The 25,498-nt window shown below is 63.8% G+C and carries 25 protein-coding genes; 12 read left to right on the top strand and 13 right to left on the bottom strand.

Annotated elements, in window-relative coordinates:
* The first annotated feature begins 3 nt into the window (after positions 1-3).
* The 10 genes from BQ8482_RS37395 to BQ8482_RS37350 all read left to right on the top strand — a co-directional run bounded on the left by BQ8482_RS37395 (position 4) and on the right by BQ8482_RS37350 (position 9,657).
* Entirely contained in the window at positions 4-1,083 is a 1,080-nt protein-coding gene (locus tag BQ8482_RS37395; RefSeq protein ID WP_123152063.1) for an ABC transporter ATP-binding protein, read from the top strand.
* A 35-nt stretch (positions 1,084-1,118) separates the two neighbouring features.
* The gene (locus tag BQ8482_RS37390) at positions 1,119-2,231 is read left to right on the top strand and encodes a Gfo/Idh/MocA family protein (RefSeq protein ID WP_244603138.1); all 1,113 of its coding nucleotides are present in this window, start codon (positions 1,119-1,121) and stop codon (positions 2,229-2,231) included.
* A gap of 26 nt (positions 2,232-2,257) precedes the next feature.
* Positions 2,258-3,172 (top strand): sugar phosphate isomerase/epimerase family protein, encoded by a 915-nt coding sequence (locus tag BQ8482_RS37385; RefSeq protein WP_123152062.1) that lies wholly within the window; start codon positions 2,258-2,260, stop codon positions 3,170-3,172.
* Positions 3,173-3,234: 62 nt separating this feature from the next.
* Positions 3,235-4,170 carry a sugar ABC transporter substrate-binding protein gene (locus tag BQ8482_RS37380; protein ID WP_123152061.1) on the top strand — a complete coding sequence of 312 codons (936 nt, stop codon included), beginning with the start codon at positions 3,235-3,237 and terminating at the stop codon, positions 4,168-4,170.
* Positions 4,171-4,216: 46 nt separating this feature from the next.
* Positions 4,217-5,236: an ABC transporter permease gene (locus BQ8482_RS37375; RefSeq protein ID WP_095493127.1), complete on the top strand. Its 1,020-nt coding sequence runs from the start codon at positions 4,217-4,219 to the stop codon at positions 5,234-5,236.
* Positions 5,233-6,015 carry an ATP-binding cassette domain-containing protein gene (locus tag BQ8482_RS37370; RefSeq protein ID WP_165848868.1) on the top strand — a complete coding sequence of 261 codons (783 nt, stop codon included), beginning with the start codon at positions 5,233-5,235 and terminating at the stop codon, positions 6,013-6,015. Before BQ8482_RS37375 ends, BQ8482_RS37370 begins: the two co-directional genes overlap by 4 nt.
* 16 nt (positions 6,016-6,031) lie before the next feature.
* Positions 6,032-7,213 (top strand): aldose 1-epimerase family protein, encoded by a 1,182-nt coding sequence (locus tag BQ8482_RS37365; protein WP_123152059.1) that lies wholly within the window; start codon positions 6,032-6,034, stop codon positions 7,211-7,213.
* 91 nt (positions 7,214-7,304) lie between these two features.
* Positions 7,305-8,393, top strand: a complete 1,089-nt coding sequence (locus tag BQ8482_RS37360; RefSeq protein ID WP_123152058.1) for a fatty acid desaturase family protein — start codon at positions 7,305-7,307, stop codon at positions 8,391-8,393.
* Between the two features lie 52 nt (positions 8,394-8,445).
* Positions 8,446-8,757 carry a MocE family 2Fe-2S type ferredoxin gene (locus tag BQ8482_RS37355; protein ID WP_123152057.1) on the top strand — a complete coding sequence of 104 codons (312 nt, stop codon included), beginning with the start codon at positions 8,446-8,448 and terminating at the stop codon, positions 8,755-8,757.
* Between the two features lie 96 nt (positions 8,758-8,853).
* Positions 8,854-9,657, top strand: coding sequence for a 3-methyl-2-oxobutanoate hydroxymethyltransferase (locus BQ8482_RS37350; protein ID WP_123152056.1), 804 nt, complete (start codon positions 8,854-8,856; stop codon positions 9,655-9,657).
* Positions 9,658-9,676: 19 nt separating this feature from the next.
* Here BQ8482_RS37350 and BQ8482_RS37345 read toward each other — a convergent pair whose 3' ends face one another.
* Positions 9,677-11,158 carry an HAL/PAL/TAL family ammonia-lyase gene (locus tag BQ8482_RS37345; RefSeq protein WP_123152055.1) on the bottom strand — a complete coding sequence of 494 codons (1,482 nt, stop codon included), beginning with the start codon at positions 11,156-11,158 and terminating at the stop codon, positions 9,677-9,679.
* Positions 11,155-12,156, bottom strand: a complete 1,002-nt coding sequence (locus tag BQ8482_RS37340; RefSeq protein ID WP_123152120.1) for an ornithine cyclodeaminase family protein — start codon at positions 12,154-12,156, stop codon at positions 11,155-11,157. The genes BQ8482_RS37345 and BQ8482_RS37340 overlap by 4 nt, the downstream gene beginning before the upstream one ends.
* 243 nt (positions 12,157-12,399) lie before the next feature.
* Between BQ8482_RS37340 and BQ8482_RS37335 the strand changes: the two genes are divergently transcribed.
* Positions 12,400-13,842, top strand: coding sequence for a DHA2 family efflux MFS transporter permease subunit (locus tag BQ8482_RS37335; RefSeq protein WP_123152054.1), 1,443 nt, complete (start codon positions 12,400-12,402; stop codon positions 13,840-13,842).
* 207 nt (positions 13,843-14,049) lie between these two features.
* On the opposite strand, the gene BQ8482_RS37330 is transcribed toward BQ8482_RS37335, so the two are convergent.
* From BQ8482_RS37330 to BQ8482_RS37280, 11 genes are all read right to left on the bottom strand, one after another.
* Positions 14,050-14,937: an amidohydrolase family protein gene (locus BQ8482_RS37330; RefSeq protein ID WP_165848867.1), complete on the bottom strand. Its 888-nt coding sequence runs from the start codon at positions 14,935-14,937 to the stop codon at positions 14,050-14,052.
* Positions 14,937-16,013, bottom strand: a complete 1,077-nt coding sequence (locus BQ8482_RS37325; protein WP_208867968.1) for a vWA domain-containing protein — start codon at positions 16,011-16,013, stop codon at positions 14,937-14,939. Before BQ8482_RS37325 ends, BQ8482_RS37330 begins: the two co-directional genes overlap by 1 nt.
* Positions 16,014-16,066: 53 nt before the next feature.
* A complete protein-coding gene (locus BQ8482_RS37320; protein WP_123152119.1) occupies positions 16,067-16,948 on the bottom strand; it encodes an AAA family ATPase in 882 nt (293 codons plus the stop codon).
* A gap of 9 nt (positions 16,949-16,957) precedes the next feature.
* Positions 16,958-17,968 (bottom strand): xanthine dehydrogenase family protein molybdopterin-binding subunit, encoded by a 1,011-nt coding sequence (locus tag BQ8482_RS40240; protein WP_123152051.1) that lies wholly within the window; start codon positions 17,966-17,968, stop codon positions 16,958-16,960.
* Position 17,969: 1 nt separating this feature from the next.
* Positions 17,970-19,337, bottom strand: coding sequence for a xanthine dehydrogenase family protein molybdopterin-binding subunit (locus BQ8482_RS40235; protein WP_123152050.1), 1,368 nt, complete (start codon positions 19,335-19,337; stop codon positions 17,970-17,972).
* A 14-nt stretch (positions 19,338-19,351) separates the two neighbouring features.
* Positions 19,352-19,834: a (2Fe-2S)-binding protein gene (locus BQ8482_RS37305; RefSeq protein WP_123152049.1), complete on the bottom strand. Its 483-nt coding sequence runs from the start codon at positions 19,832-19,834 to the stop codon at positions 19,352-19,354.
* Positions 19,835-19,884: 50 nt separating this feature from the next.
* A complete protein-coding gene (locus BQ8482_RS37300) occupies positions 19,885-20,679 on the bottom strand; it encodes an FAD binding domain-containing protein (RefSeq protein ID WP_123152048.1) in 795 nt (264 codons plus the stop codon).
* A gap of 16 nt (positions 20,680-20,695) precedes the next feature.
* Positions 20,696-21,139, bottom strand: coding sequence for an SRPBCC family protein (locus BQ8482_RS37295; RefSeq protein ID WP_123152047.1), 444 nt, complete (start codon positions 21,137-21,139; stop codon positions 20,696-20,698).
* A gap of 102 nt (positions 21,140-21,241) precedes the next feature.
* Positions 21,242-22,069 carry an AraC family transcriptional regulator gene (locus tag BQ8482_RS37290; protein ID WP_123152046.1) on the bottom strand — a complete coding sequence of 276 codons (828 nt, stop codon included), beginning with the start codon at positions 22,067-22,069 and terminating at the stop codon, positions 21,242-21,244.
* Between the two features lie 175 nt (positions 22,070-22,244).
* Complete coding sequence (locus BQ8482_RS37285; protein WP_123152045.1) at positions 22,245-23,243, bottom strand: ABC transporter permease; 999 nt, start codon at positions 23,241-23,243, stop codon at positions 22,245-22,247.
* Between the two features lie 40 nt (positions 23,244-23,283).
* Entirely contained in the window at positions 23,284-24,024 is a 741-nt protein-coding gene (locus BQ8482_RS37280; RefSeq protein ID WP_123152118.1) for an ATP-binding cassette domain-containing protein, read from the bottom strand.
* Between the two features lie 425 nt (positions 24,025-24,449).
* On the opposite strand from BQ8482_RS37280, the gene BQ8482_RS37275 reads away from it, so the two are divergent.
* Positions 24,450-25,439 (top strand): sugar-binding protein, encoded by a 990-nt coding sequence (locus tag BQ8482_RS37275; RefSeq protein WP_123152044.1) that lies wholly within the window; start codon positions 24,450-24,452, stop codon positions 25,437-25,439.
* Positions 25,440-25,498 lie beyond the last annotated feature (59 nt).

Genomic DNA, 25,498 nt, shown 5'->3' with positions numbered 1-25,498 from the left:
ACCATGGCCGATATCGTCTTCCGCAATGTGACGAAACGCTATGGCGACACGCTCGCCGTCGACGACGCCTCGTTCACTGTCAACGACAATGAGTTCTTCTGCTTCTTCGGCCCGCCGCTATCGGGCAAGTCGACGGTGCTGCGTCTGGTGCTCGGGCTGGAGACGCCGGACGCCGGCGAAATCCTGATCGGCGGCAGGCCGGTCAACACGGTGTCGCCGGCCGAACGCAATGTCGCCATGGTGTTCCAGAACCTGGCGCTGTTTCCGCATATGAGCGCGCGCGACAATGTCCGCTTTCCCCTGGTCGAACGCCGGGTCGCCGAGGCCGAAATCGAAAAGCGTGTCGCAGACGTCGCGGCCAAGCTGCATATCGGCCACATCCTGCATAAGCCGCCGGCGCAGCTTTCGGGCGGCGAGCGGCAGCGCGTGGCGATCGCTCGGGCGCTGGTGCGCGACCCCAATGCCTATCTAATGGACGATCCAATCTCGGCGCTCGACGCCAGGCTGCGCGAGGAGACGCGCGTCGAGCTGAAACGTATCCAGCGTGAGCTCGGCAAGACGCTGATCTATGTCACGCATGACCAGGAAGAGGCGATGTCGGTCGCCGACCGCATTGCCATCCTGGAGAATGGCAAGATCAGGCAGATCGGCGCGCCGGCCGAGATCTATGACCGCCCAGCCAGCACCTATGTGGCGCGGCTGCTCGGTTCGCCGATGATGAACATCTTGAAGTTGCTACGCGGCGAGGGCGGCGTCGAGGCAGCCGAAGGCACGATCCGCATCGCAGATAAGGCCGCGCCGGCCGATGCCGTCGAGATCGGGCTCAGGCCTGAAGACATCAAGGTCCGGCCCTGGCTGGATCGGGATGGAACATCGGATGGGCGCGCGGGCCGCCCGGCGCGAGTGTTCGAGGTCGAGCCGCTCGGCGGCTATACCGTCGTGACACTCGCTGCCGGGCAGGCGCGCCTGAGGGCGCTGCTGCGCGGCCAGCCGGACATCAGGCCGGATGCCATTGTGGCGATATCCTGCGAGCCGGGCAGGGTGCATTATTTCGGGCAAAGCGGGGGAGCGCTGGCAAGATGACGGGGGCTGCAAGGAACGACCTTCGGGAGGAACATATGGCAAGCGAAGAAATAGCGGGCAACGGCTTCGAGCCGGACGTTAAAGTCCGCACCAGGGAATTCAGGATCGGCTGCGTCGGCGCCGGCATGATCATGGCCGAATGCCATCTTGCCGCCTACAAGGAAGCCGGTTTTCCGGTGGTGGCGATCGCCTCGCGGACCAAGGCCAGCGCCGAGAAGGTCGCCAGGCGCTGGGAGATCCCGACCGTCCACGATACGCCGGAACAGCTTATCGAGGACGAAAATGTCGAGATCATCGACCTTGCCTTTCCGCCCGACCAGCAGCCGGCGCTGATCCGCCATGCGCTGAAGCAGACGCACATCAAGGCGATCCTGGCGCAGAAGCCGCTGGCGCTGTCGCTCAAGGATGCGATCGAGTTGCGCGACGAGGCGGCCAGGGCCGGCAAGATCCTCTCGGTCAACCAGAACATGCGCTACGACCAGTCGATGCGCGTGCTGAAGCAGATCATGGACAGCGGCGCGCTCGGCGACATCGTCTTCGCGCAGATCGACATGCATGCGATCCCGCACTGGCAGACATTTCTCGAGGACTATGACCGGCTGACGCTTGCCAATATGAGCGTCCACCATCTCGACGTGCTGCGCTTCCTGTTCGGCGATCCCGACGAGATTACGACGCTGACGCGTAAGGATCCGCGCACGCGTTTCGACCATTCCGACGGCATCACGGTCTCGACGATGCGGTTCCCGTCCGGGGTGCTCGCCGTATCGCTGGAGGACGTCTGGTCCGGTCCACGCCAGGACGGCTACAAGGACGACCAGCACATCAACTGGCGCGTCGACGGCACAAAGGGCGTCGCCAAGGGCACGATCGGCTGGCCGACGGGTTCTGCCTCGACGCTGACCTATGCCTCGACCGAGACCACCGGCGGCGAATGGGTGACACCCAGCTGGGAGACAATGTGGTTCCCGCATGCCTTCATCGGCGTGATGGAGCAGCTCCAGCACGCGGTGAAGACGGGTGAGCCGCCCGCACTTTCCGTCGCCGACAACGTCAAGACCATGGCGCTGATCGAGGCGGGCTATCGCTCGATCGATGAGGGTCGCACGGTCAAGCTTTCCGAAATCTCGACAAACTCAATCAACTGAATCGCTTACAGGGAGGACTTCACATCATGATGCAGGCAGGTATCTTCACGGGCTATTTCCCGTACGGTCTCAAGGAAACCGCGCAGAAGATCCGCGCGCTCGATTTCAACACGGTGCAGCTCGACCTGCATTTTAGGGATATCGACCTGTCGGCCGGGCAGATCACCAAGGAAAAAGCCAGGACTGTTCGCGACACCTTCCGCGATCACAATCTGCCGGTGTGTTGCGTGTCGGGCTACACCAACATCATCCATCCGGACATGGCCGAGCGCGAGAAGCGCGTCGGCTATCTCAAGGAGATCATCCGCAATGCGCGCGATTTCGGCTCGCCTTACGTGATCTCGGAAACCGGCACCTACAACACCGAATCCGACTGGGTGCATCATCCCAAGAACAAAACCGAGGAAGGTTTCGAGGAATGCCGCAAGGTCATATCAGACCTTGCCCAGACGGCCTACGACCACGGCGCGGTCTTCCTGCTCGAAACCTATGTCAACAATGTCGTGGGGTCGGTCGAGGAAACGGTGAAGATGATCGCGCAGGTCGACCATCCCGGCCTCGGCCTTTTGATGGACCCGACCAACTATTTCGAGACGCACAACATCGACAGGATGGACCAGATCCTCAATCAGGTCTTCGACACGCTGACCGATAAGATCAAAATAGCCCACGCCAAGGACGTCAAGCGCTCGGGCGGCGACAAGTCGGAGAAGCACGCCGACATCGGCGACGAGGACGCGCTGGAGAGCCATACTTTCCGCGGCGTTGGCGAGATCGAGTTGCCGGCGCCCGGTCTCGGTTCGCTGAACTACGATCTCTATCTGCAGCGGCTTGCCGAAAAGCACCCGAACATCCCGGTCATCATCGAGCATCTGTCGGAAGACGACGTGCCGCGGGCCAAGAAATTCCTCGACGGCAAGTTCCGCGCCAACGGGCTCTGACAGGAGTCCTGCGTCGCCCGGCGGCGCTTTCCGCCGGGAGGAGATATAATGGAGGAAGAGAAATGTTGAAATTCGGATTGAAACTGGCGGCGGCCGCGACGGTGCTCGCCGGTCTCGCATTCAGCTCGCAGGCATTGGCGCAGGAGAAGACGTTCTATTTGCTGTCGCATGGCGGCCCGTCGGATGCATTCTGGCTTGACTGGAATGCCGGTGCCACCAAGGCCTGCGACCAGCTCAAGGTGACCTGCAAGATCTCGTTCAGCGGCGGCGACATGGCGGCGCAGAAGGAAGCTTTCAGCTCAGCACTCGCCGCCAAGCCGGACGGTATCGCCACCACCTCGGCCCAGCCCGGGCTGTGGACGGAAGAGGTGAAGGCAGCCAAGGCTGCCGGCATCCCGATCGTGTTCTTCAACACCGACGATCCGGCAACCGGGCGGCAGGCCTATGTCGGCGCCGATCTCAAGGAGGCCGGTGCCATCTGGGCCAAGTACCTGGTCGACCACAAGATGGTGAAGCAGGGCGACAAGGTGTTCCTGCCGGTGGAAGTGCCTGGAGCCAGCTACCAGCAGCTCGAGACCGAAGGCATCGCCAGCGTCTTCGATCCGCTCGGCATCAAATATGACGTGGTCGATTGCGGCACCGATCCGGCAGGAATCATTGCCAAGATGACCGACTACATGGTGGCCAACAATCCGCCGGCGATCATCGCGCTCGGCGATTCCGTGGCGGCCAGCATCAAGCGGGTGTTCGACGGCGCGGGCGTGCCGGCCGGCAAGATCCCGGTCGTCGGCTGGGGCAATTCCAGGGAAACCGCCGAAGCCGTCAAGGCCGGCTTCGTCAACGCGGCTGCCTGGCAGTTCCCGTCGGCGCAGGGCTTCATGCCGGTAGCGCTGCTCGGGCTTGCCGCCGCGGGTGAACCGATCGGCTACGACATTCACACCTTCAGCCTCTACGACGCGACAAGCGTCGAGCCGATCCTGAAACTCTACGACAAGTGATGGAAACTGACGCCCGCCGCGCAGGCGGCGGGCGCCGCCTTGAAGTATGGTCCGATCCGTCATGACAATTGCCGCAGAAGAGGAAATGCCTGACGTGAAACGCAGGTCGAGCCTGATTCGCTCACCGCAATTCTCCTCGCTCGTTATCCTCATGGTGCTGCTGGCGGTATTCGCCATCGCCGACGCCAACTTCCTGTCGCCGCTCAACATCTCCAACATGATGGCCTTCCTGCCCGAACTCGGCATCATCGCGCTCGGCATGACGCTGCTTTTGACAGCAGGCGAGTTCGACCTTTCGGTCGGCGCCGTTTTCGGGCTGGCGCCGGTCATCGTCATGCTGCTGGTGCAGAGCGGCCAGGTTGATATCGGTGTGGCGCTGCTTGCCGGGCTGTTGCTGTGCGTGGCGATCGGCGCCATCAACGGGCTGATCGTCACCAAGATTGGCATCTCCTCCTTCCTGGTGACGCTGTCGATGCTGCTCGTCGTGCGGGGTGCTGCGCTCTACATCACGCAAGGCTTTCCGCTAAAATCCTGGGACCAGCCAGGCTTTTTCGTGACGCTGCTGGCCGGCAGCTTCAATATCGGAACGTTCCGTTTCTATACGTCCTTGTGGTGGTTCATCGCCCTGTCGTTGCTGGCGATCTACGTGCTGCACTACGCCAAGCTCGGCAACTGGATCAGCGCGATCGGTTCGAACCGTAACGCCGCCGTGGCGCGCGGCGTGCCGGCCGATGCGGTCAAAATCTGGCTGTTCATCCTGACCTCAGTGCTGGCGGGTCTCGCCGGCATGATCAGTGCGTTCCGCATCTCGGCCGCCTCGCCGGTGGCCGGTACCGGCTACGAGCTCGAAGTGATCGCCATGGTGGTGGTCGGCGGCACGGCGCTGACAGGCGGGCGCGGCACGATCCTGGGCACGATCGTCGGCGCGCTGATGCTGCGCAGCATCCGCAACGGTATCGTGCTGATCGGCGTCCCGGGGCTCGCCTACAACATCTTCGTCGGCGTCATCATCCTTGCCATGCTCATCCTGCACGCTTTGCTGCAGAAGAACGCCGCCAGGAGCTGACCATGGAAGTGCTTCGGCTGCAGAACCTGCAAAAATCCTTCGGCAGCGTGCGTGCGCTGAAGAACGCGTCATTCGCACTCAACGAGGGCGAGGTGGTGGCCTTGTTGGGCGACAACGGCGCCGGCAAATCCACGTTGATCAAAGCGATCTCCGGCGTGTTTCCCGTCGACCGCGGCGACATCTATGTGCGCGGCCAGAAGGTCTCGATCCGCTCGACGCGCGACGCGATGGATCTCGGCATCGAGACCATCCACCAGGACACGTCGCTGGCGCCGGACCTGAGCATCGCGCGCAATCTCTTTCTCGGTCGCGAGCCGGTCAACTTGAAATGGCTGGGCGTGTTCGCGCCGCTCGACCTCGCCAAGCTGCGCGATGCCGCCGCGGCACTTTTGAAGCGGGTCGGCATCTCGAAAAAGCTCGATGCCGATGCGCTGGTCAGCACGCTGTCGGGCGGTGAGCGCCAGTCGATTGCCATTTCGCGTGCCATGCAGTTCGCCGCCAAGGTCATCATCCTCGACGAGCCGACCAACAATCTCGGCGTCGAGGAAACACACGGCGTGCTGCGCTTCGTCAAGGAGGTGCGCGCCGCCGGCCATTCGGTGATTTTGATCACCCACAACATCCATCACGTCTTTCAGGTCGCCGACCGCATCATCGTCATGCGCCGCGGCGAGATCGTCGCCGAGCAGACGGTCGCCGATACCGACCTGCTGACGGTGGAGAGCATCATCACCGGCGCCGACATGTCGGCGCTGCTCAAGGAGACGAGAGCAAAGTGAAGGAACTGGCCGTCACATGGTAGAGCTTTACGGCAAGACGCTTTCGCGCCGGCAGGTCTCGGAGCGGTCCGGCATGCTGTCGCAGTTCGCCGGTGTGCGGTTGATGACGCTTGGCGACGGGGTGGAGCGCGGCATACGGATGCTCGAGTTCCGCACCGGCTCCGGCCTGCGTTTCACCGCGCTGGTCGACCGGGCGCTTGATATCGCCGATTGCGACTTCAAGGGCCAGGCGATCGGCTGGCATTCGCCGAGCGGCTTTCGTCATCCCGGCCTGCACGAATACGAAGGCGAGGAGGGGTTGGCCTGGGCGCGATCCTTTTCAGGCCTGCTTCTCACTTGCGGACTTGACCATATCCTGTTCATGGACGAGGTACCGGCTGACAGCTACAATTATCCGCCGAAGAAGACAGTACGTCATTCGCTGCATGGCCGCGTCAGCACCATTCCGGCGCGATTGACCGGTTATGGAGAGGCCTGGGACGGCGACCGTTGCGTGCTGTGGGCCGAGGCCATCGTGCAGCAGTCGACTGTATTCGGCGAGGATCTGCATCTGTTGCGGCGGATCGAGGCCGATGTCGGCGGCAACGAGATCCGGCTTTCGGACCGGGTCGTCAATCACGGCTTCAACCGGGCGCCGCATATGTATTTCTACCACATCAATGTCAGCCACCCGGTGCTCGACGAAGGCTCGCGCTATCTGGCGCCGATTCGCGACGTTGTCTGGGCGGGCCATGCCGGCGAGCGCTACGAGGCGCAAAAGGTCGGCTATCGCACAGTGCCGGCGCCGCAATTGGGTTTTAAGGAGCAGGTCTGGCAGCACGAGCTCGGCGCCGACGCCGACGGAGACGTGCCGGTGGCGGTGGTCAACGACCGTCTTGGCCTTGGCCTGGAAGTCGTCACGCGCAAAGACCAGTTGCCTTGCGCCTATGAATGGCAGAATTTCCAGGCGGGACAGTATGCGCTGGGCATAGAGCCGTCGACGCATCACGTGCTCGGCAATCTGGCCGCGCGCGAACGCGGCGAGATGATCTGGCTGGAGCATGGCGAGAGCCGCTCCTACAATGCGGTGTTCCGGGTTCTCGACGGCGCCGGCGATATCTCGGCTGCTGAAAGCCGGATCGCGGCGATCGCCAGGCAGCCGCAGCAGGATTATCCGCAGCCGTCAGGCAATTTTCCGGTTCTCGGGGGCAGGTCGTGATGGCGAGGACGATGCGAAGCACCAGTTGGGATGTTGATTCCGGTCGGAGCGGGGAGGGCTCGCGGCCCGTCAGGATTTGGAGGTCACAATAATGGCTGGCACAATGAAGCGCGACTACAGCCTGGTCGGCGAAAGCACGCGCAGGGCGATCGAGACGGGGCTGGCCTCGGCCGAATGGTACCACACCGACGTCTCCCGCAAAGCGATGAAGGAATTGATGCAGCGTTCCGACGGTCCGGCGATCCGCGATACGATCATCTGGATCTTCGCCATCCTGGCTTCCGCCGCCGGCGGCATCTACTTCTGGGGCACCTGGTGGTGCGTGCCGTTCTTCTTCGTCTATGGCCTGCTCTACGGCTCTTCCAGCGACTCGCGCTGGCACGAATGCGGCCATGGCACGGCCTTCCGGACGCGCTGGATGAACGATGTAGTCTACCAGATCGCCAGCTTCATGCTGATGCGCAATCCGGTGACCTGGCGCTGGAGCCATGCCAGGCATCACACCGACACCATCATCGTCGGACGCGATGCCGAGATCGCCGTGATGCGCCCGCCGGACCTTTTGCGTGCGGCGCTCGCTTTCACCGGTATCCTCGATTTTCGCTATTCGCTTCCGGCGCTGGTACGCCAAGCATTCGGCAAGCTCACGCCCGACGAGAAAAGCTACGTCCCCGAGATGGAACAGCACAAGGCCGTCATCGCCGCGCGCTGGCACGTCGCCATCTACATCGCCACGATTGCGCTCGCCCTAACTATGCGGTCCTGGGTGCCGCTGGTGCTCATAGGCGTGCCGCGCCTCTACGGCACCTGGCACATGGTGCTGACCGGCCTGCTGCAGCACATCGGTCTCGCCGACAATGTGGTCGATCATCGGCTCAACAGCCGGACCGTCTACATGAATCCGATCAGCCGGTTCATCTACTGGAACATGAACTACCACGTCGAGCATCACATGTTCCCGATGGTGCCCTATCATGCGCTGCCCAGGCTGCACGAGCTGATCAAGCACGATTTGCCGGAGCCGAACCCGTCGATGTGGCATGCCTATCGCGAGGTCTGGCCGGTCCTGCTCAAGCAGCTCAAATATGAGGACTACTTCCTCAAGCGCGAGCTGCCGCCGACGGCGCGGCCCTACCGTGGCGAGTTCCACGAAGTGAACATGTCGGCGGCGGCGGAATAGGTTTTCGCCGCGGCTTGCCTGTTGCGCGGACCAGAGATTTCAGGAGATAGAGATGGCCGAATGGGTCGAGGCGTGCGCCGTGGACGATGTCGAAGGAGAGGATGTCATCCGCTTCGACCATAGCGGCCGCACCTTCGCGATCTACCGCTCCCCGGATGACGAATTCTTCGCCACAGACGGGTTTTGCACGCATGAGAAGGCCCATCTGGCCGACGGGCTTGTCATGGATGACATCATCGAATGCCCCAAGCACAATGGCCGCTTCAATTACAAGACCGGGCAGGCCAAGGGGGCTCCCGTCTGCGTCAATCTGCAGACCTATCCGGTCAAGGTCGAAGCTGGCAAGGTGATGATCCAGGTCTAGAGCATGATCCCGAAAAGTGGGACCCGGTTTTCGGAAATATCATGCAAATTGAATCCTGACTGGCCTGCCGTACACGTAACAAAGGGGACCAAATCGATGAGCCGTAAAAGACCCACGATCGCCGATCTGCGCGCCATAAAGGGCAAGCGGCAACTGACCATGCTGCGCGTGCTGACGATGGACGAGGCCGAGGCCGCCGAAAGAGCCGGGGTCGACATCGTCTCGGTGCCGCCGGAGCTGGTGCTCAACCCGCAATATCGCGATGCCGCACCCAGCCTGTTCACCATGCCGGGCGACAATTTCTACGAGATCGGCACAGCTGACGATTTCGTGCGCTGGGCGTTCCGGCTCTACAAGGCGAGTGCCGACGCGGTCTATTGCAGTGCCGGCTTTGCAACTGTCAAACGGCTGGCCGATGACAATATCCCGGTGATCGGCCATGTCGGACTGATCCCGTCGCGCGCCACCTGGACCGGCGGCTTCAAGGCCGTCGGCAAGACCGCCGACAGCGCCATGCAGATTTTCGAGGCGGTCAAGCAGTACGAGGCGGCCGGCGCGGCCGGCGCCGAGATCGAAGTGGTGCCGGTCGAGGTGGCCAAGGCGATTTCGGAGCGCACCTCGCTGATCATGCTGTCGATGGGAGCCGGCACCGGCTGCGATGCGCAATATCTATTCGCCGACGATATCCTTGGCCAGAACCGCGGCCACATGCCCCGCCATTCCAAGGTCTACCGCAATTTTGCCGCCGAATATGACCGCCTGCAGGCGGAACGCGTTGCCGCCTTTTCCGAATATGTCGCCGACGTGAACAGCCTGGCCTATCCCGAAGACAAGCATGTGGTGCATATGGACCCGGACCAACTCGGTCTGTTCATGAAAAGGGTCGACAGCGCGGCTTGAGCAGGGCGGCGCAAACTAGCTAGGCCTGCCAGCTTCCACCAGCGAGTGCGGCGTAGAGCGCCTCGGCGTCGATGCCCTGGGGCCTGTCCTCCCTGAGCGGCAGGACGAGCGCGCGCACCGCGGCATGAATCGCGGCGGTCGCCGGCGCCAGCGTCAGCCCATCGCGCAGGTCGACGGCCTGTGCGGCCGCTATCAGCTCGAAGGCAATCAGCCGCTGCCACAGCTCGATCATGTCGGCGCATTTCGAGACGGCCAGTGGTGCCTGGGTCGCATGGTCCTCGACGCCTTCCGAGACGGCTAGGAAGTCGAGCATCACCGGGTTTGCCTTGTGGCGGATGGCGGCGAGAATCGCGCTCACTGTCTTTTGCAGCGGCACGAAGCCGGCCGAAGCGCCGCCGGCCGGCGACAGATATTTGGGCAGGCCGTTGCGGCCTGAGCCGGTGAGCTGGATGAAGCGGGCAGCACAGGCAGCCGCACATTGAGCGATGGCAAGGCCAAGCGTCTCGAAGGCCAGCGACAGCGACGGGGTGTGGAAATTGCCGGTCGACAGCACCATGTCGTCGTCGCCCAGCACCAGCGGATTGTCGGCGGCGGCGTTAAGCTCGATCTCGACGGCTTGCCTGGCCTGATCGATTGCCTGCAACAGCGCGCCATGGATCGACGGCATGCAGCGGATCGACAACGGATCCTGCAAAGTCGTCGGCGTCTGCGCCTTGTCGCGTGCCAGCAGATCGCGCAAGCCTTTTGCCGCCTGCTGCTGGCCGGCGGCCGGTCGCGCCGACTGCAAGCGCGGATCGAGGATCGTCTGGTTGGCACCGATGCCTTCCATGGTCAGCGCGCCCGCCTGCTGTTGTTGTGCGAAGGCGGACAGTGCGTCGACTACCGCCAGCGCGCCGCTGCCGGCGGACACCGCCGAGGCGCTTATCAGCGACAGCCCGTCCTTGGGGGCGAGGCTGACGGGGGCGAGGCGCGCCATTGCCAGCCCCTTGGCCGCCGGCATGCGCCGGCCCTGAAAGTCGGCTTCGCCATCGCCGATCAGCATGCGGCCGAGCGTTGCCATCAGCACCAGATCGCTGTCGCCGATCGAGCCCAGCGACGGCATCACCGGATGCACGCCGGCATTGAGCGCGTCGGTGAGCGCGACGAAAACCTCCGATGAAATGCCCGAACCGCCGGCCGAAAACATCGCCACGCGGGCAAGCATCGTCGCGCGCACGATGTCTTGCGGCAGCACGTCACCCACGGCGCCGCTGCGGCCGTCCAGCAACTGGCGCTGGAAGGCGCTGGCGTCGCCGCTGACCGACGTGCCGAGATTGGCGCCAAGCCCGGTGTTGACCCCATAGATTGGCTGACCAGAAGCGGCGGCGCGGTCGAGCACTTTTCGCGCCCTGTCCAGCCTCTCCATGACCGCGGGGGCTACTTCCACCTTGCGTCCGTCGCGGGCAACCGCCGCGACATCCTCGACGTGAATGCCGGCCCCGGTGAGGACGAGCGCACTCATGCGAAGCGCAGCCGCTGGCCGATGCCTTGCGCCTGCGCCTTGGCCAGCATCGCCTTGCCCAGCGCGATATCGGAGAGCGACAGGCCGCGATGCCAGAACAGGATCGTCTCGTCGTCGCTCTGGCGTCCTGGCTTTAGACCGGCGGCGATCTGGCCAAGTTCGGCGTGCAGCGTCTGTTCGCTCAGGCGTCCGGTCTCGACATGGGCGCGCAGCGAGCCGAATTTGCCGCCCTTGCACTGGCCCCAGTCGTCGACGACGATCTTTTGCATGATGTCGGTCAACGACAGCTCCACCGCGCTCATCGTCCCGTAGGGCATCACCAGCGCGCCGGGCCTGATCCATTCGGTCATCAGCAGCGGCTGCGGTTCCGGCAGCCGCGAGGCCTCGACGATGATGTCGGCGCCCTCGACGCAAGCGCGCCAGTCGGTGACCGCCGTGACCTTCTTGCCGAGATCGGCGGACAGCTTGGCGGCAAAGCCGTCGCGGCTTTCCGGCCGGCGCGAATGCACGCGGATCTCGTCAAAGTCGAAAAGGTGGTCGAGCAGGCGCACGTTCCAGTAGGCGGTGCCGCGCGCGCCGATATGGCCGAGGATCTTCGACGTTTTTTTCGCCAGATGTTTTGCGCCGATGGCAGTGACGGCACCGGTGCGCATGTCGGTGATCCCAGTGGCGTCGAGAATGGCGCGCGGCGTGCCGGTGCGCGGATCGAAGAGGTTGAGGATTCCGAATTCTGATGGCAGGCCGTGCAGGTAATTGTCGACATAGTCACCGACAATCTTGACGCCGGCCGCATCGAGCGGCGCGACGTAGCCGCGCAGGACATTGAAATGGCCGTTGAAGGACGGGTCCGGCTCGAGATGGACGCGCGGCTCGATCACCGTCTGGCCGTTGCCCTGCGCCATCAGGCCGGCCTCGACCGCTTCGATGATTTCGGCATCGGTCATGTCAAGCGCTTCGATGTCGAGGGCGTTGAGATAATCGATGTAGATGGGCTTCATGCGCAGATTGGTCCTGATGAAGAGGGCGTTCCTAGTCAGAAGAGACGAAACGAAATCGCGAAGCGTCAAAGTTCGATGGCGAGTTTCAGTCATCGCATAACAGGTCGCGATACGACACGAAAGTTTGTTGGTCCATATCTGGACGGCGCCGCTCAAATGCTGTTCAAACCGGTGCGTCATCGATTTGCCGGACAATTGCCTGGTTCCCAGTGGCGCGGGAAAAACTTTCGTACAGTTCTGCGCATGACCGCCATTCCCGAAAACAAAGCCTTGGCCGAGACTGCGACGGCGGCGCGGCAGGCGCGGCGCGTGGCGCTGATCGTCGCCGTCGCCTTCTTCATGCAGCTTCTGGATTCGACGATCATCTCGACATCGCTGCCGCAGATGGGAGAATCCTTTGGCGTGCCGGCGGTGGCGATGAGCATCGGCATCACCGTCTATATGCTGACCATGGCGGTGTTCGTGCCGCTGTCGGGCTGGCTTGCCGACCGCTTTGGCGCGCGCAGCATCTTCCTTGTGGCGATCGCGCTGTTCACGCTGGCCTCGATCGCCTGCGGCATCTCGCAGAACCTGACTCAGTTCGTCGCCGCGCGTGCCGTGCAGGGCCTGGGTAGTGCGCTGATGACGCCGGTCGGCCGAATCCTGGTGCTGCGCAACGCCTCGAAGTCCGAGCTGCTCAGCGCCACCGCGCTGATCACCTGGCCGGCGCTGTTCGCGCCGGTGATCGGGCCGGTGCTTGGCGGCTTTATCACCACGTATCTCTCCTGGCACTGGAATTTCTTCATCAACATTCCGCTCGGCGCAGCGGGACTAGCGCTAGTCGCCCGCTTCATTCCCGGCGACCGCGACTCCGAAACCAGGCCGCTCGACTGGCCGGGCTTCCTTCTGACCTCGGTCGGGCTCGCCTCAATGCTCTACGGCCTCGAGCGCATCGCCCATCCGGAAGACGGCGCCATGCCGACCGTAGCGCTGCTTGTCGCCGGCACCTTGGTCGGCTGGCTGGCCGTGCGGCATCTGGCGCGCGCAAAAAATCCGCTGCTCGAACTCACGGCATTCAAGGTACAGACTTTCGCCATCTCGACGCTGTCGGCCGGCACCATTTTCCGGGTCGCCATCAACGCCACGCCGTTCCTGCTGCCGCTGCTGTTCCAGGTCGGCTTCGGCCTGAGACCCGTCGATGCCGGCATGCTGATCCTGGCCTATTTTCTGGGCAATCTCGGCATGAAGACGGTGACGACACCGACGCTGAAGCGCTTCGGTTTCCGTTCGGTGCTGGTCGTCAACGGGGTGATCGCATCGCTGTCGATCATGGCCTGTGCGGCGATATCGCCGCAGACCCCGCAAGCGCTGGTGGTGGCGCTGATGCTGATTGCCGGGCTGTCGCGTTCGATGCAGTTCACCGCGCTCAACACGCTGGCCTTCGCCGATGTGGCCTCACCGCAGCGGAGCTCGGCAGCGACGTTGTCCAGCATGCTGCAGCAAGTGGCGATGCTGTTCGGCGTAGCGGTCGCCGCGGCGCTGCTCAACTTGTCGCAGATCGCGAGAAGCGGGCCGGTGCTCGACCTCTTTGACTTCCGCCTCGCCTTCCTGGCGATCGGCGCTATCGGGCTCGCGGCCTCGTTCCGCTTCTTGGCGCTGCCGCCGACGGCGGGCGCCGAGGTTTCGGGCCACTTTCCGCGGAACTGAGGTCGGGCTTGACCTTCTCCCCTTGTGGGAGAAGGTGGATCGGCGCGTAGCGCCGAGACGGATGAGGGGTGCTGGAAGAAACGCGGCGCGCAAATATAAAACGATTTGAAGCGCTTACATCTTCTATGCAACGATCCTTCCAGCACCCCTCATCCGACCTCGCTTCGCGAGGCCACCTTCTCCCACAAGGGAGGGGAGGTCAGCGCGTCACACCGGCCGATACACGCGCTCCGCCGTGTTCCAAAAAATGCCCGCCTCGGCGGCCGCGCCATGCTTCGCCACCGCGTCGCGGTGCGCCTTGATCAGCTCGGCGTGGCTGGTCCACAGTTTCTCGATCGGGAAGTTCGAGCCGAACATCAAATGGTCGCTACCGAGGATGTCGATCGCGTTGTCGACGATGTAGGCGATCAGCGCCGGGTCGTTGCGGTGGACGAAGGTGCCGAGCCCGGAGAGCTTGGCATAGAGATTGGGCGCCGCCGACAGAGTGCGCAGACCGGCTTTCCAGACTTGCGTGGTTTCCTCCGACATGTCGGTCAGCATGCCGGCATGGGTGAGGATGAAATTGGTCTCGGGATTTTCGCCGACAAGCGTCAGCCCGTCCTTCATCTGAGCCGGGAAAAGCTGCAGGTCGAACGACAGGCCGTAGTCCTTCAGTCGCGCTACGTTGGCCCGCACCTTCGGGTCGATGACCTGATCGGGGGAGGCGGCGAAGCGGAAGGCCGGCGTTTCGTGCCAGTGCAGCTGCATGCGCACGCCGCGCAGCAGAGGGTACTTGATCAGCCGGTCGATCTGGGGCCTGATATCGTCCACCGTCATGTCGGCATAGCCGACGATGGCATGCGGCCAGCCGGTCTCGTTGGCCGTCTTCTGCAGGAAGGTGACTTCGGTCTCGAAATCCTCCTTCGCCCAGTTGGTCTGGACGTAGACCGCCTTCTCGACGCCAGAGCCTTGCTGATCGGCGAGGAACTCCTCGATAGGGTAGTCGCGGCGGATCGGCTCGTAAGGGCCGAAGATGCGCGGCACCATCGGCCCGCGCAGCCACGGCTGGTCTTCTTGGCGCCAGATGTGGAAATGCGCGTCGATCGCCTTTTTCATCATGAAACCCTCTTCCAGATTGCTGCGGCCGCCGGAGCGGGGCGGGCGAGCGACAGGATGAAATCGCTAAGACCCGAGATCGAAGAACCATCGACCAGATCGTCGAGCACCGGCAGCATGGCGCGAAGCGCTGCCGTGGCCGGCTGGAAACGCGGGTCGCCGGCCAGCGGTGTCGCCAGCGACAGCCGGAAAGCGCGGGCGCTCAGCCGGCGCATCGCCATCTCAAGCTCGGCATGGCCGCCGCGCTCCAGCGCATCCGACAGGATGACAACCGCAGCGCCGCGCGCGAAGGCGGAGAAGCGCGGCACCGACAGGAAGGCGAGCAGCGCCGGCCCCATACGGGTGCCGCCGTCCCAGTCATCGACCTGCGCGGCCACCCGGGCCAGCGCCTGGTCGCGGTCGCGAATGCGCAGCGCTGTGGTAATGCGGGTCAGCCGCGTGCCGAAGGTGAAAATTTCGGCCCGGTCCGCGCCTTGCACCGCCGCATGCGCCATTTTGAGATAGTCCGATGTGTAGAGCTTCATCGAGCCCGACACGTCGATCAGCAACAAAAGCTTGCGCCGCACCATTTGCCGGCGGCGCAGCAGCGGCGACGGCACGTCGCCGTCGGCACTGACGATTTCGCGGAGCGAACGGCGCATATCGAGCTTGCCGCGCGCGTGCGTTCGCACGGTGCGGAAGGAGCGACGGACGGGCAGGGCGGTAGCGAGCTTGCGGCGGAAGGCGGCAAGCCCGTCGCCGTCACGCTGGAAGTCGCGGGCGCTCAGCTGTTCGGCGCCGGACGACAGCTCGCCGCCTTTCTCCTGGCGCGCCACCTCGATCTCTTCATCGCTGGCGCCGCCGTCGTCTTTGACGCGGGTTTCCTCGTCGGCCTCGCCTTCGACCACGGCCGCGGTGTTGCCGTAGAAATGGCTGTGGAAATGCGCCTCGAATTCGTCGCGGCGGTCGGGCGGCGGCGCCAGCGTGGCAAGGGCCGCTTCGTGGATATCGGCCATCGACCGCGGGCCAAGCAGCGTCACCGCCTGCATGAAGCCTGACACCTGCTCGGGCGCCACAGGGAAGCCATAGCGGCGCAGCAGCCGGCCGAAGCCGAGCAAGGGTGCAGCCGCCCGGGGTAAGGCCGCGGCGCTCACGCCAGCGCCTCCTCGACGATCCGGCCAAGCTCGGGGGCGATGTAGGACAGGTCTTCCTCGTCCTTGATCAGCACTCCGATGGCGCGGCGAAAAGCTTCCGGCCACGGGCTGCCGCCTTTTTCGAGGATCGTCGCGGCGTTCGCCCATTCGACCGCTTCGGCGATGCCCGGCGGCTTGGCCAGTGGCCGAGCGCGGATGTCGCGCACGGCGGAAGCCACGGCGCGCGCGGTCGCCTCGGCGACGTCACCGGCGCGCAGCATGATGATGGCGGCCTCGCGCTCGGCGTCGGGGTAGGTAATCCAGTGGTAGACGCAGCGGCGCCGCAGCGCCTCGGCCAGTTCGCGGGTGCGGTTCGAGGTCAGGATGACGATCGGCTGCGATTTGGTGCGAATAGTGCCGCGCTCGGGAATGCTGATCTGGAAATCGGACAGGAACTCCAGGAGCAGCGCTTCGAACTCATGATCCGAACGGTCGATCTCGTCGACCAGCAGCACGCGCTTTTCCGGCGCCTTCAGCACCTGCAGCAGCGGCCGCGCGATCAGGAAACGGTCGTCATAGATGTCGATCTCGTGCTCGCCGGCGTGGCGGATGGCGAGCAACTGGCGCTGGTAGTTCCATTCGTAGAGCGCGTGTGCTGCGTCGATGCCTTCATAGCATTGCAGCCGCACCAGATCGCGCCCGAGCAGTTCAGCTATCGCCTTCGCTGCTTCGGTCTTGCCGACGCCGGGCGCGCCTTCGAGTAGAAGCGGCTTGCCCAGCCTGATCGCCAGAAAGATGGCGGTGGCCAGGCTCTCATCGGCCAGGTAGCGCGAGGCGGCGAGGCGGGATGCCACCGCCTCCGGCGAGGTCGCGACAGTCTCGGCGCTTCTCTTGGGCATTTCCAGCACTCAGTTCGGCGCGCCGGCTTGCGCTTTCAGCGCCCGCAGAATGCGCTCCGGCGTGATCGGCAGCGTGTCGATGCGCACGCCGACCGCGTTGAAGACGGCATTGGCGACTGCCGGGATCTGCGGGTTGGCGCACATTTCGCCTGGTCCTTTGGCGCCATAGGGTCCGTCGGCCGAAGGCCGTTCCAGCACGATGATCTCGGTTTGCGCAAGATCGCCAGGACCCGGCATCAGATATTGGTTGAAATCGGTGCCGCCATGATCGCGGTTCGGGTAATATGGTTCGGTCGTCTCGTAGAGTGCGTGGCTGATGCCCATCCACGAGCCGCCGACGAGCTGCTGCTCGACCATTTTCGGGTTCAGCGCGCGGCCAATCTCGAAGACATTCTTCACCGTCAGCACGGTGACCTCGCCGGTTTCGTCATCGACCTCGACCTCGGCCACGGTGCAGGCGTGCGCATAGCAGGTCGACGGTTTCATCGCGCCGGTTTCTTTCTCGGGATATGAGCGCGGGATCAAAAACATGCCGCGGCCGGAAATCGAGCGGCCGCGCTTGAAATGCGCCGACAGCGCGACATCGAAGATCGAGATCGATTTTTGCGGGGCGCCCTTGACCAGGATGTTGCCCTGGCCGTCGGTCTCGAGGTCCGAGGCATTCACTTCCAGCTCCTCGGCCGCCACTTCCAGCATCACCTGGCGGGCTTCCCTCGCCGCTTGGATGACAGCGTTGCCGGCGCGATGCGTGCCGCGCGAGGCGAAGGTGCCCATGCAGTGTGGGCCGGTGTCGGTGTCGGCGGTGTCGACGACGACGCGGTCGGTCGGCACGCCGATCGTCTCGGCGCAGATCTGCGCCATGATCTGCTTCATGCCCTGGCCGAGATCGACACTCGACAGCGTCACCATGAAATTGCCGGTCGGCGTCGAATGGACCAGCGCCTGGGTCGGGTCGCCGCCGAGATTCATGCCGGTCGGATAATTGATCGCGGCGACGCCGCGTCCGCGCCTGATCGCCATCTCAAGCTCCCTTCGCGTAGGACGACATCGCCATGAACTTCTCCGCCACCGGCCAGTTGGCGGCGCGCGAGGCTTCCTGCATGCACTCGATCAGAGCCGCGCCTTCGGTCGGCTGGCGGTGCGCCTTCATGTCGCCGTCGCGGTAGGCGTTGATGAAGCGGAATTCGAGCGGGTCCATGCCGATCAGCCGGGCAAGCTTGTCCATCTGCACTTCCAGCGCGAAATCGCCGATGGTGACACCGAAGCCGCGCATGGCGGAGGAGGGGGTGCGGTTGGTGTAGACGCAGTAGGTGTCGATCCAGACATTCGGGATCGTGTAGGGGCCGGGATAGTGGCCCGCGCCCTTCTGCGCGCCATAGGGCGAGTGGCGCGAATAGGCGCCGGCATCGGTATAACCGGTGACCTTGCGGGCGACGATGCGACCGTCCTTCATGACGCCGTCCTTGATGACGACCTTTTCCGCCGCGCGCGGCGAGGAGATCTGCATCTCCTCCGCGCGGCTGTAGATGAAGGAGACCGGACGCCCGGTCAGCTTGGCGCCGAGGATCGCAATCGGCTCGACAATGACGTCGACCTTGCCGCCAAAACCGCCGCCGACTGTACCGCCGACGAAATGCAGTCTGTTGCCGGGCATCTGCAGGATGATCGAGGCATTATCGAGCGTGAAGAACATCGCCTGCGTGTTGGTGTAGCAGGTGAAGCGATCGTTGCCCTCAGGGGCGACGATGCAGCCGGTCGTCTCGGTCGGCGCATGCTCGATCGGCGACGATTGGTAGGTCTGTTCGAGCACGTGATCGGCGCTGGCGAAGCCGGCCTCGACATCGCCGAAGCGCACCTTGCGGCATTCACCGCTGTCATAGAGATAGTAGTTCCGGCCGTGATATTCGTTGACTATCGGCGCGCCGGGCTTCAGCGCTTCCTCCATGTCGAAGACCGCCGGCAGCACCTCGTAATCGACCTTGACCTTGGCCGCCGCCTCCTGCGCGGCACGCTCGGTCTCGGCCAGCACCGCCACCACCGCCTCGCCCTTCCAGCGCACCTTGCCGTCGGCCAGCACCGTCTCGTCCTCCGGCCCGATCTGGATCAGGATCAGGATGGTGTAGACATTGTGCGGCACGTCCTTGGCGGTCAGAATTTTCACCACGCCCGGATGCTTTTCGGCCTCGGAAGTGTCGATGCTGCGGATGCGGGCGTGATGGTGCGGGCTGCGCACCATCTTCAGATGCAGCATGCCGGGGAAATTGCGGTCGGCGAAATAAGTGGTCTTGCCGGTGACGTGACCGGGTGAATCCGAACGCGGCCGCGGTTGGCCGATCTCGTGCAGATCGTCCTTGCGCTGGTCGGCGAAATAGCTCTTGCGGAGTTCCATCTTTTTGACTCCCGTCAGGCCGCATTCTGCGAATTGGACCGCGCGGCGGTCAGCACCGCCTGGATGATCGGCTCGTAGCCGGTGCAGCGGCAGATATTGCCCGACAGAGCTTCGACCACCTCGTCGCGGCTGGGGTTCGGCGTGTGGTCGAGCAGCACCTTGGCGGCCATGATCATGCCCGGCGTGCAGAAGCCGCATTGCGTGGCGAAGACGTCGAGGAAGGCGCGCTGCAAAGGGTGCAGCACGCCGCCTTCCGAAAGACCTGACGTCGTGGTGATGGCGGCGCCGCTGCAGGTCTCGGCCAGCGTCAGGCAGGAAAGCCGCAGCTCGCCGTCGATGATGACCGAGCAGGCGCCGCATGTGCCCTGATGGCAGCCGCCCTTCGGCGAGGTGTCGCCGATCTTGTCGCGCAGCGCATGAAGCAGCGTCGTGCCGCTGTCGATGAATTCGGCCTTCTCCGCGCCGTTGAGCGTGAACTGAACCGGGACCTTTGCCATCTTTTCTACTCCTTGCGCCGCAGCCAGGCGGACTTACCCGCCATTGACTTTCAGGCGAGCAAAAGCCGGCCGAGATGGACCGGCAGGACTTCGTTGCGATACCAGGCACTGGCGATCGGATCGGTGATCGGCGCGGTGCCGTCGCTCGCAACGGCCAGCGCCGGCGCGATGCCGTCGCTGGTGAGTATTCTGCCGAGCAGCGCCTTCTCCGCCGCCGTCGCGCGCATCGGACGGTCGGCCATGCAGCCAAGCGCGATCCGCGCCGAAGACACGGTGCCGTCCGGCGCCTGTTCCAGCACGGCGGCGATGCTCAGCACCGAGACGCCCTTCGGCTTGATCCGCGACACTTTCAGGAAGCGAAAGCCGCCTTCCACTGACAAGCTGAAGCCGACCGAAGTGACGATGGCGTGATTGCTTTCGCGCTTTGCCAGGAAGGTTTCGATCGGCATCTCGCCGCCATCGATGCTGACTGTTGCGTACAGCGCCAGCAGCGCCACGGTGAAATCGCCATAGGGCGCCGGGGCGAAGAGATTGCCGCCGACCGTCGCCATATTGCGGATCGCCGGGCCGCCGACGGCGCGCGCGGCGCGGGCAAGGGAAGAGAGGGCCGGGTGACGGGCGATCGCCGCCATGGTCACCGAAGCGCCGATGCGGACCTTGCCGCCGGAAACAGTGATGGCCGACAGCGCCGGCTCGGTCGACCTGATAAGACTGGAGACCGAGACATCGCCTTCATTGGCGGCGCGCACGGCCAGCGTGCCGCCGCCGAGATAGCGGGTGCCGGCGGCTTTCAGCGCCGCATTGGCGTCCTTGACCGTCGAGAAAGTCTGCAGTGCAAGCGCCATGGAACGCTCCCTTGGCTCAGCTTTGGCCAGCGAAATGACTTTTCAAAGCGTTGAAACCGCCCTGGAAGACGTTGGCGCCCATGCCTTCGGCCAGCTTGTCGGCTTCCTCGGGAGCAGCGTCGAAGCTGGCGGTCCATTCGGCATACGTGCGGTCGCCATCGGTCACCCGCCGCAGCTGCAGCGTCGCCTTGTGGTTGGTGAGCGGTTGGGGCGTCTCCAGGATGGAGTAGCTAACGAGGAAATTGTCGTCGGAGAAGTCGAGCAGTTTTTCGCGGATGCGGGCGCCGCTGGCGAGCTCGAAATTGCGCACGCAGCCGATCGTGCCGGCATCCTTGCCGTCCTCGATATGGCTTTCGACCATCCGCGGGTGCCAGCTCGGCAGACCGTTGAAGTCGCGAATGCGCGCCCAGACCTTTTCGACCGGTGCGTCGATGACGCTGGAGATGGTGACTTTCGCCATATGATCGTTCCCTTGCAAATATCTGTGTCGCGAGGGTAGGGCGGCGAGCCCGGCGGCGCTTATCAATGCGTCTTGAACGCCTATCAATAAGTCTGAAAATGTTCAGGAAATGGCCCGCGCCGCCTCGCGATAGAGTGTCGGCGGAACGCCGACATGGTCGCGGAAGAAGCGCGAGAAATTGCCCTGCGTGGTGAAGCCGAGATTGCAGGCGACCGAGATCAGCGGCTCCTGTGACCATTGCAACTGCCGCACTGCTTCCTCCATGCGCAGCGTGTTCCAGTAGACGTTGGGCGTCAGATTGGTCTGTTCCTTGAACAGCGCGAAGAAATGCGGCCGCGACAGGCCGACGCTGCGCGCCACATCGTCGAAGCAGATGCGCTCGCAGACATTGGCCTTCATCAGCTGGATCGCCTTGCGGACACGGAAATCCTGCATGGTGTGGACGCGGGCGCGTGCCACTTGCGGCGCCGAGGCGTCGGCGGCGTCGAGCACGCTGTCGATGAAGCGCTCGATCTCGTAATTGGCGATGTCGTCGATGCTCTCATTGTCGCTGAGATGATCGAGAAGGTTGGCCGCCGCCTTGTGCAGCCACGGCTCCAGCACGATCGCCGGTGCTGAAAATAGCGGCGCGGCGGACGGCAGGTCGCGGCGCCGTCGCGCCCAGTCCGGATCGATGTAGAAGGCGAGGAACAGGCCGGGCCGGCCGTCGCGGGACAAAGCGTGGCTGTGCGGCTGGAAGGAATTGATGCCGGCGGCGGTGCCCGGCCCAAGCCGCACCGTCTCGCGGCCGATGGTCATCTCGCCGGCCGTGCCTTCCAGCCAGATGATGATATGCGCCTCAACATGGGCATGTGTGACGAAGTCGCTGGCGACGTTCAGGACAGAAACATGTCCGAACCGGCCCCAGTAGAGCCTGATCGCTTCCGTCATGGGTATATCCTCCCGCAGGCGACTGGCCTCCCTTCGCCTGCAATGGGGATAGTGCGGCTCAGTCCGGGCCTGCGTCAAGGCACATGCGCACGCCTGGGGACCGTCATGGGCCGTACCGGCCGATTTTCAGACTGAGCGATAGCAAGGGAAACGAATAGCGCTCGTGACCTGCGGCCTATTCGTTGCGCCTGAAATTGCGGAGCCGGTCGAACAGGACGGCCAGCAGAATGGCGCCGCCGATGAACACCCCCTGCCAGAAGGCGTTGATGCCGAGCAGGCCGAGACTGTTGCGGATCACTTCGATCAGCGCCGCCCCGACGACGGCGCCAAAGGCCGTGCCCATGCCGCCGGCCAGGTTGGCGCCGCCGATGACAGTGGCGGCGATGACCTGGAGCTCCATGCCATTACCGAGATTGGTGGTGACGGCGCCCAGCCAGCCGGTCTGGATGATGCCGGCAAGGCCCGCCGCCAGCGCCGAGATCATGTAGACCGCGACCTTGATCTGGCGCACCGGAACGCCGGTCAGCGTCGCCGCATGCTCGTTGCCGCCGATGGCGAAGATGTGCCGGCCGAATTTCGTCCAGCGCAGGACAAAGCCGGTGATCAGCGCCAGAAGGATGGTGTAGAGCACCGGATTGGCGATGCCGAACACAAAGGCGCCGCCGCCCAGCGCCAGCAGCTTGTCGTGATCCGGCCCGAACTGGAAGACGACGGTGTTGTTGGAGGCGACCATGGCCAGGCTGCGGGCTATCGACAGCATGCCGAGCGTCACCACGAAGGGCGGAAAGCCGAGATAGGCGATCAAAACACCGTTGAAGGCGCCGATGATCAGCGCCGTCGCGATCGCAGCGGCAATGCCGATCTCGATGCCGTAGCCGGCATGCATGGTCACGGCCAGCACCATCGAACACAGGCAAAGCACCGAGCCGACCGACAGGTCGATGCCGCCGGTGATGATGACGAAGGTCATGCCGAGCGCGACGATGGCGACGAAGGTGACGTTGCGGGTAATGTTATAGAGGTTCTTCGTCGTGGCGAAGGAATCGGTGGCCACGGACAGGAACAGGCAGGCGAGGATGACCGCGATCACCACCCAGAAGGTCTGGCTGGCAAACACCCTGGTCAGCAAAGTGTGCTGTTTCTGCGCGATCGTCTGGTCAAGAGTTACTGCCATCGTCGACCTTTATCTGCTTGCGTGGTGAAACCGGCTGGCATCAAACCTGTTCGATGGCGCCGGTGATGAGCCCGGTGACTTCCTCGGGCGAACTCGACGCGATCGTCTTGTCGGCGACCTTGCGGCCGCGTCGCATGACGATGACGCGGTCGGCAACGTCAAAGACATCGGGCATGCGGTGACTGATCAGCACGACCGCAATGCCCTGGTCGCGCAAATGGCGGATCAGGTTCAGCACCTCGGCTACCTGCCGGACCGAGATCGCCGCCGTCGGCTCGTCCATCAGCACGATCTTGGCTTGCGAAAGCATGGTGCGGGCGATCGCCACCGCTTGCCGCTGGCCGCCCGACATCTGCTTGACCAGATCGCGCGGGCGGGTTTCGGATTTCAGCACGGCAAAGATCTGGCCGGCACGCTTGTACATCGCGGCATAGTCGAGGATGCGAAACGGCCCGACGCCGCGGCGCAACTCGCGACCGAGATAGACGTTGGCGGCGGCCGTCAGATTGTTGCACAGCGCCAGGTCCTGGTGGACGATCTCGATGCCGTGCTGGCGCGCCTCCACCGGCTTGTGCAGGATCAGCTCCTTGCCGTCCATCTGCATCGTGCCATGGCTCGGGCGGAAATTGCCGGCGATCATCTTGACCAGCGTCGACTTGCCGGCGCCGTTGTCGCCCATCAGCCCGACCACCTGTCCGGCCTCGAGCGACAGCGAAACGTCGTTGACAGCCTGGATGGCGCCGAAATGTTTTGAGATGTTGGCGAGTTCGAGAACCGACACCAGACTGCTTCCTCCGTGCTTTCCGGCCTGCGGTTCTGCCGCCGGCCTCGCTCTTCCCAGCTCCTCCCGGGAACCGCGCTTTCGCCATTTACGCACAAGGCCCCTTGCCGTCAACAGCGGCTTGTTTCGAAAAATCCGTTTTGTAGGACAAATAGCAATTGACGTTGGTCGCAAGCCGATATTAGCTAAGCGTCGAGGAGATTATGCCGATCTCCTGTCCCGGCTCGCCGGGCGGAATCGGCGGAGGTTTATCGGTCGAGGATCTGGCAGCGTCCGTATCGCGCTGGTCCGCGACCGCATCTGGAAATGCTTATCGGCCCGGCTTGACGACACGAGCGCTCGCGAAACGAACCTCTGTCATCGCGCATCCGGGCTGGTCTGTGTGGCGGGCACGCCGTGTCCGTCTGTTTCAAGGGAGGACTGAAATGAGGAAATCACTATTGCTCGCTGCCGTCGCCGTGTTGGCGTTGGGCGCCGGGCCGGCTTTGGCCAAGAAACAGCTCGTCATCGTGGTGAAGGGGCTCGACAATCCGTTCTTCGAGGCCATCCACCAGGGTTGCGAGAAATGGAACTCGGAAAACGCCAGCTCGGAATATGAATGCTTCTACACCGGTCCAGCATCGACTTCGGACGAGGCCGGCGAAGCCCAGATCGTCCAGGACATGCTGAGCAAGCCGGACACGGTGGCGATGGCGATTTCGCCGTCCAACGCGCCGCTGATTGCGCAGACCATCAAAAGCGCCAATCCGTCGATCCCGATCATGACGCTCGATGCTGACCTCAGCAAGGAAGATGCGGCGCTGCGCAAGACCTATCTTGGCACCGACAACTACCTGATGGGCTACAAGATCGGCGAGTACATCAAGAAGGGCAAGCCGGAGGGTGGCAAGATCTGCACCATTGAGGGCAATCCGGCGGCCGACAACATCCTGCGCCGCGCCCAGGGCATGCGCGACGCGCTTTCAGGCCAGAAGGATCTCCCGGCGCTCGCCGGCGAGGGCGGCTGGACCGAGGTTGCCGGCTGCCCGGTGTTCACCAATGACGATGGCGCCAAGGGCGTGCAGGCGATGACCGATATCCTCGCCGCCAATCCCGATCTCGACGCCTTCGGCATCATGGGCGGCTGGCCGCTGTTCGGCGCGCCGCAGCCCTATCGCGACCTGTTCAAGCCGATGGCCGACAAGATCGCCAGCAACGAGTTCGTCATCGGCGCCGCCGATACGATCGGTGACGAGGTGGCCATTGCCAAGGAGGGTCTGGTGACCGCGCTGGTCGGCCAGCGGCCGTTCGAGATGGGCTACAAGGCGCCCTCGGTGATGATCGACCTGATCGAAGGCAAGCCCGTCGCCGATCCGGTCTTCACCGGTCTCGACGAGTGCACCAAGGATACGGTCGATACCTGCATCCAGAAGTAGGTTCGCAGTTCGGGGCGTCCGATCGACGGGCGCCCCGTCACACCGGTTCATGAAAAACG

It is taken from the genome of Mesorhizobium delmotii (assembly GCF_900149755.1).
Classification (GTDB): Bacteria; Pseudomonadota; Alphaproteobacteria; order Rhizobiales; family Rhizobiaceae; genus Mesorhizobium; species Mesorhizobium delmotii.
Note: the sequence above shows the minus strand (reverse complement) of the source record. Positions and strands in the feature narration are given on the sequence as shown.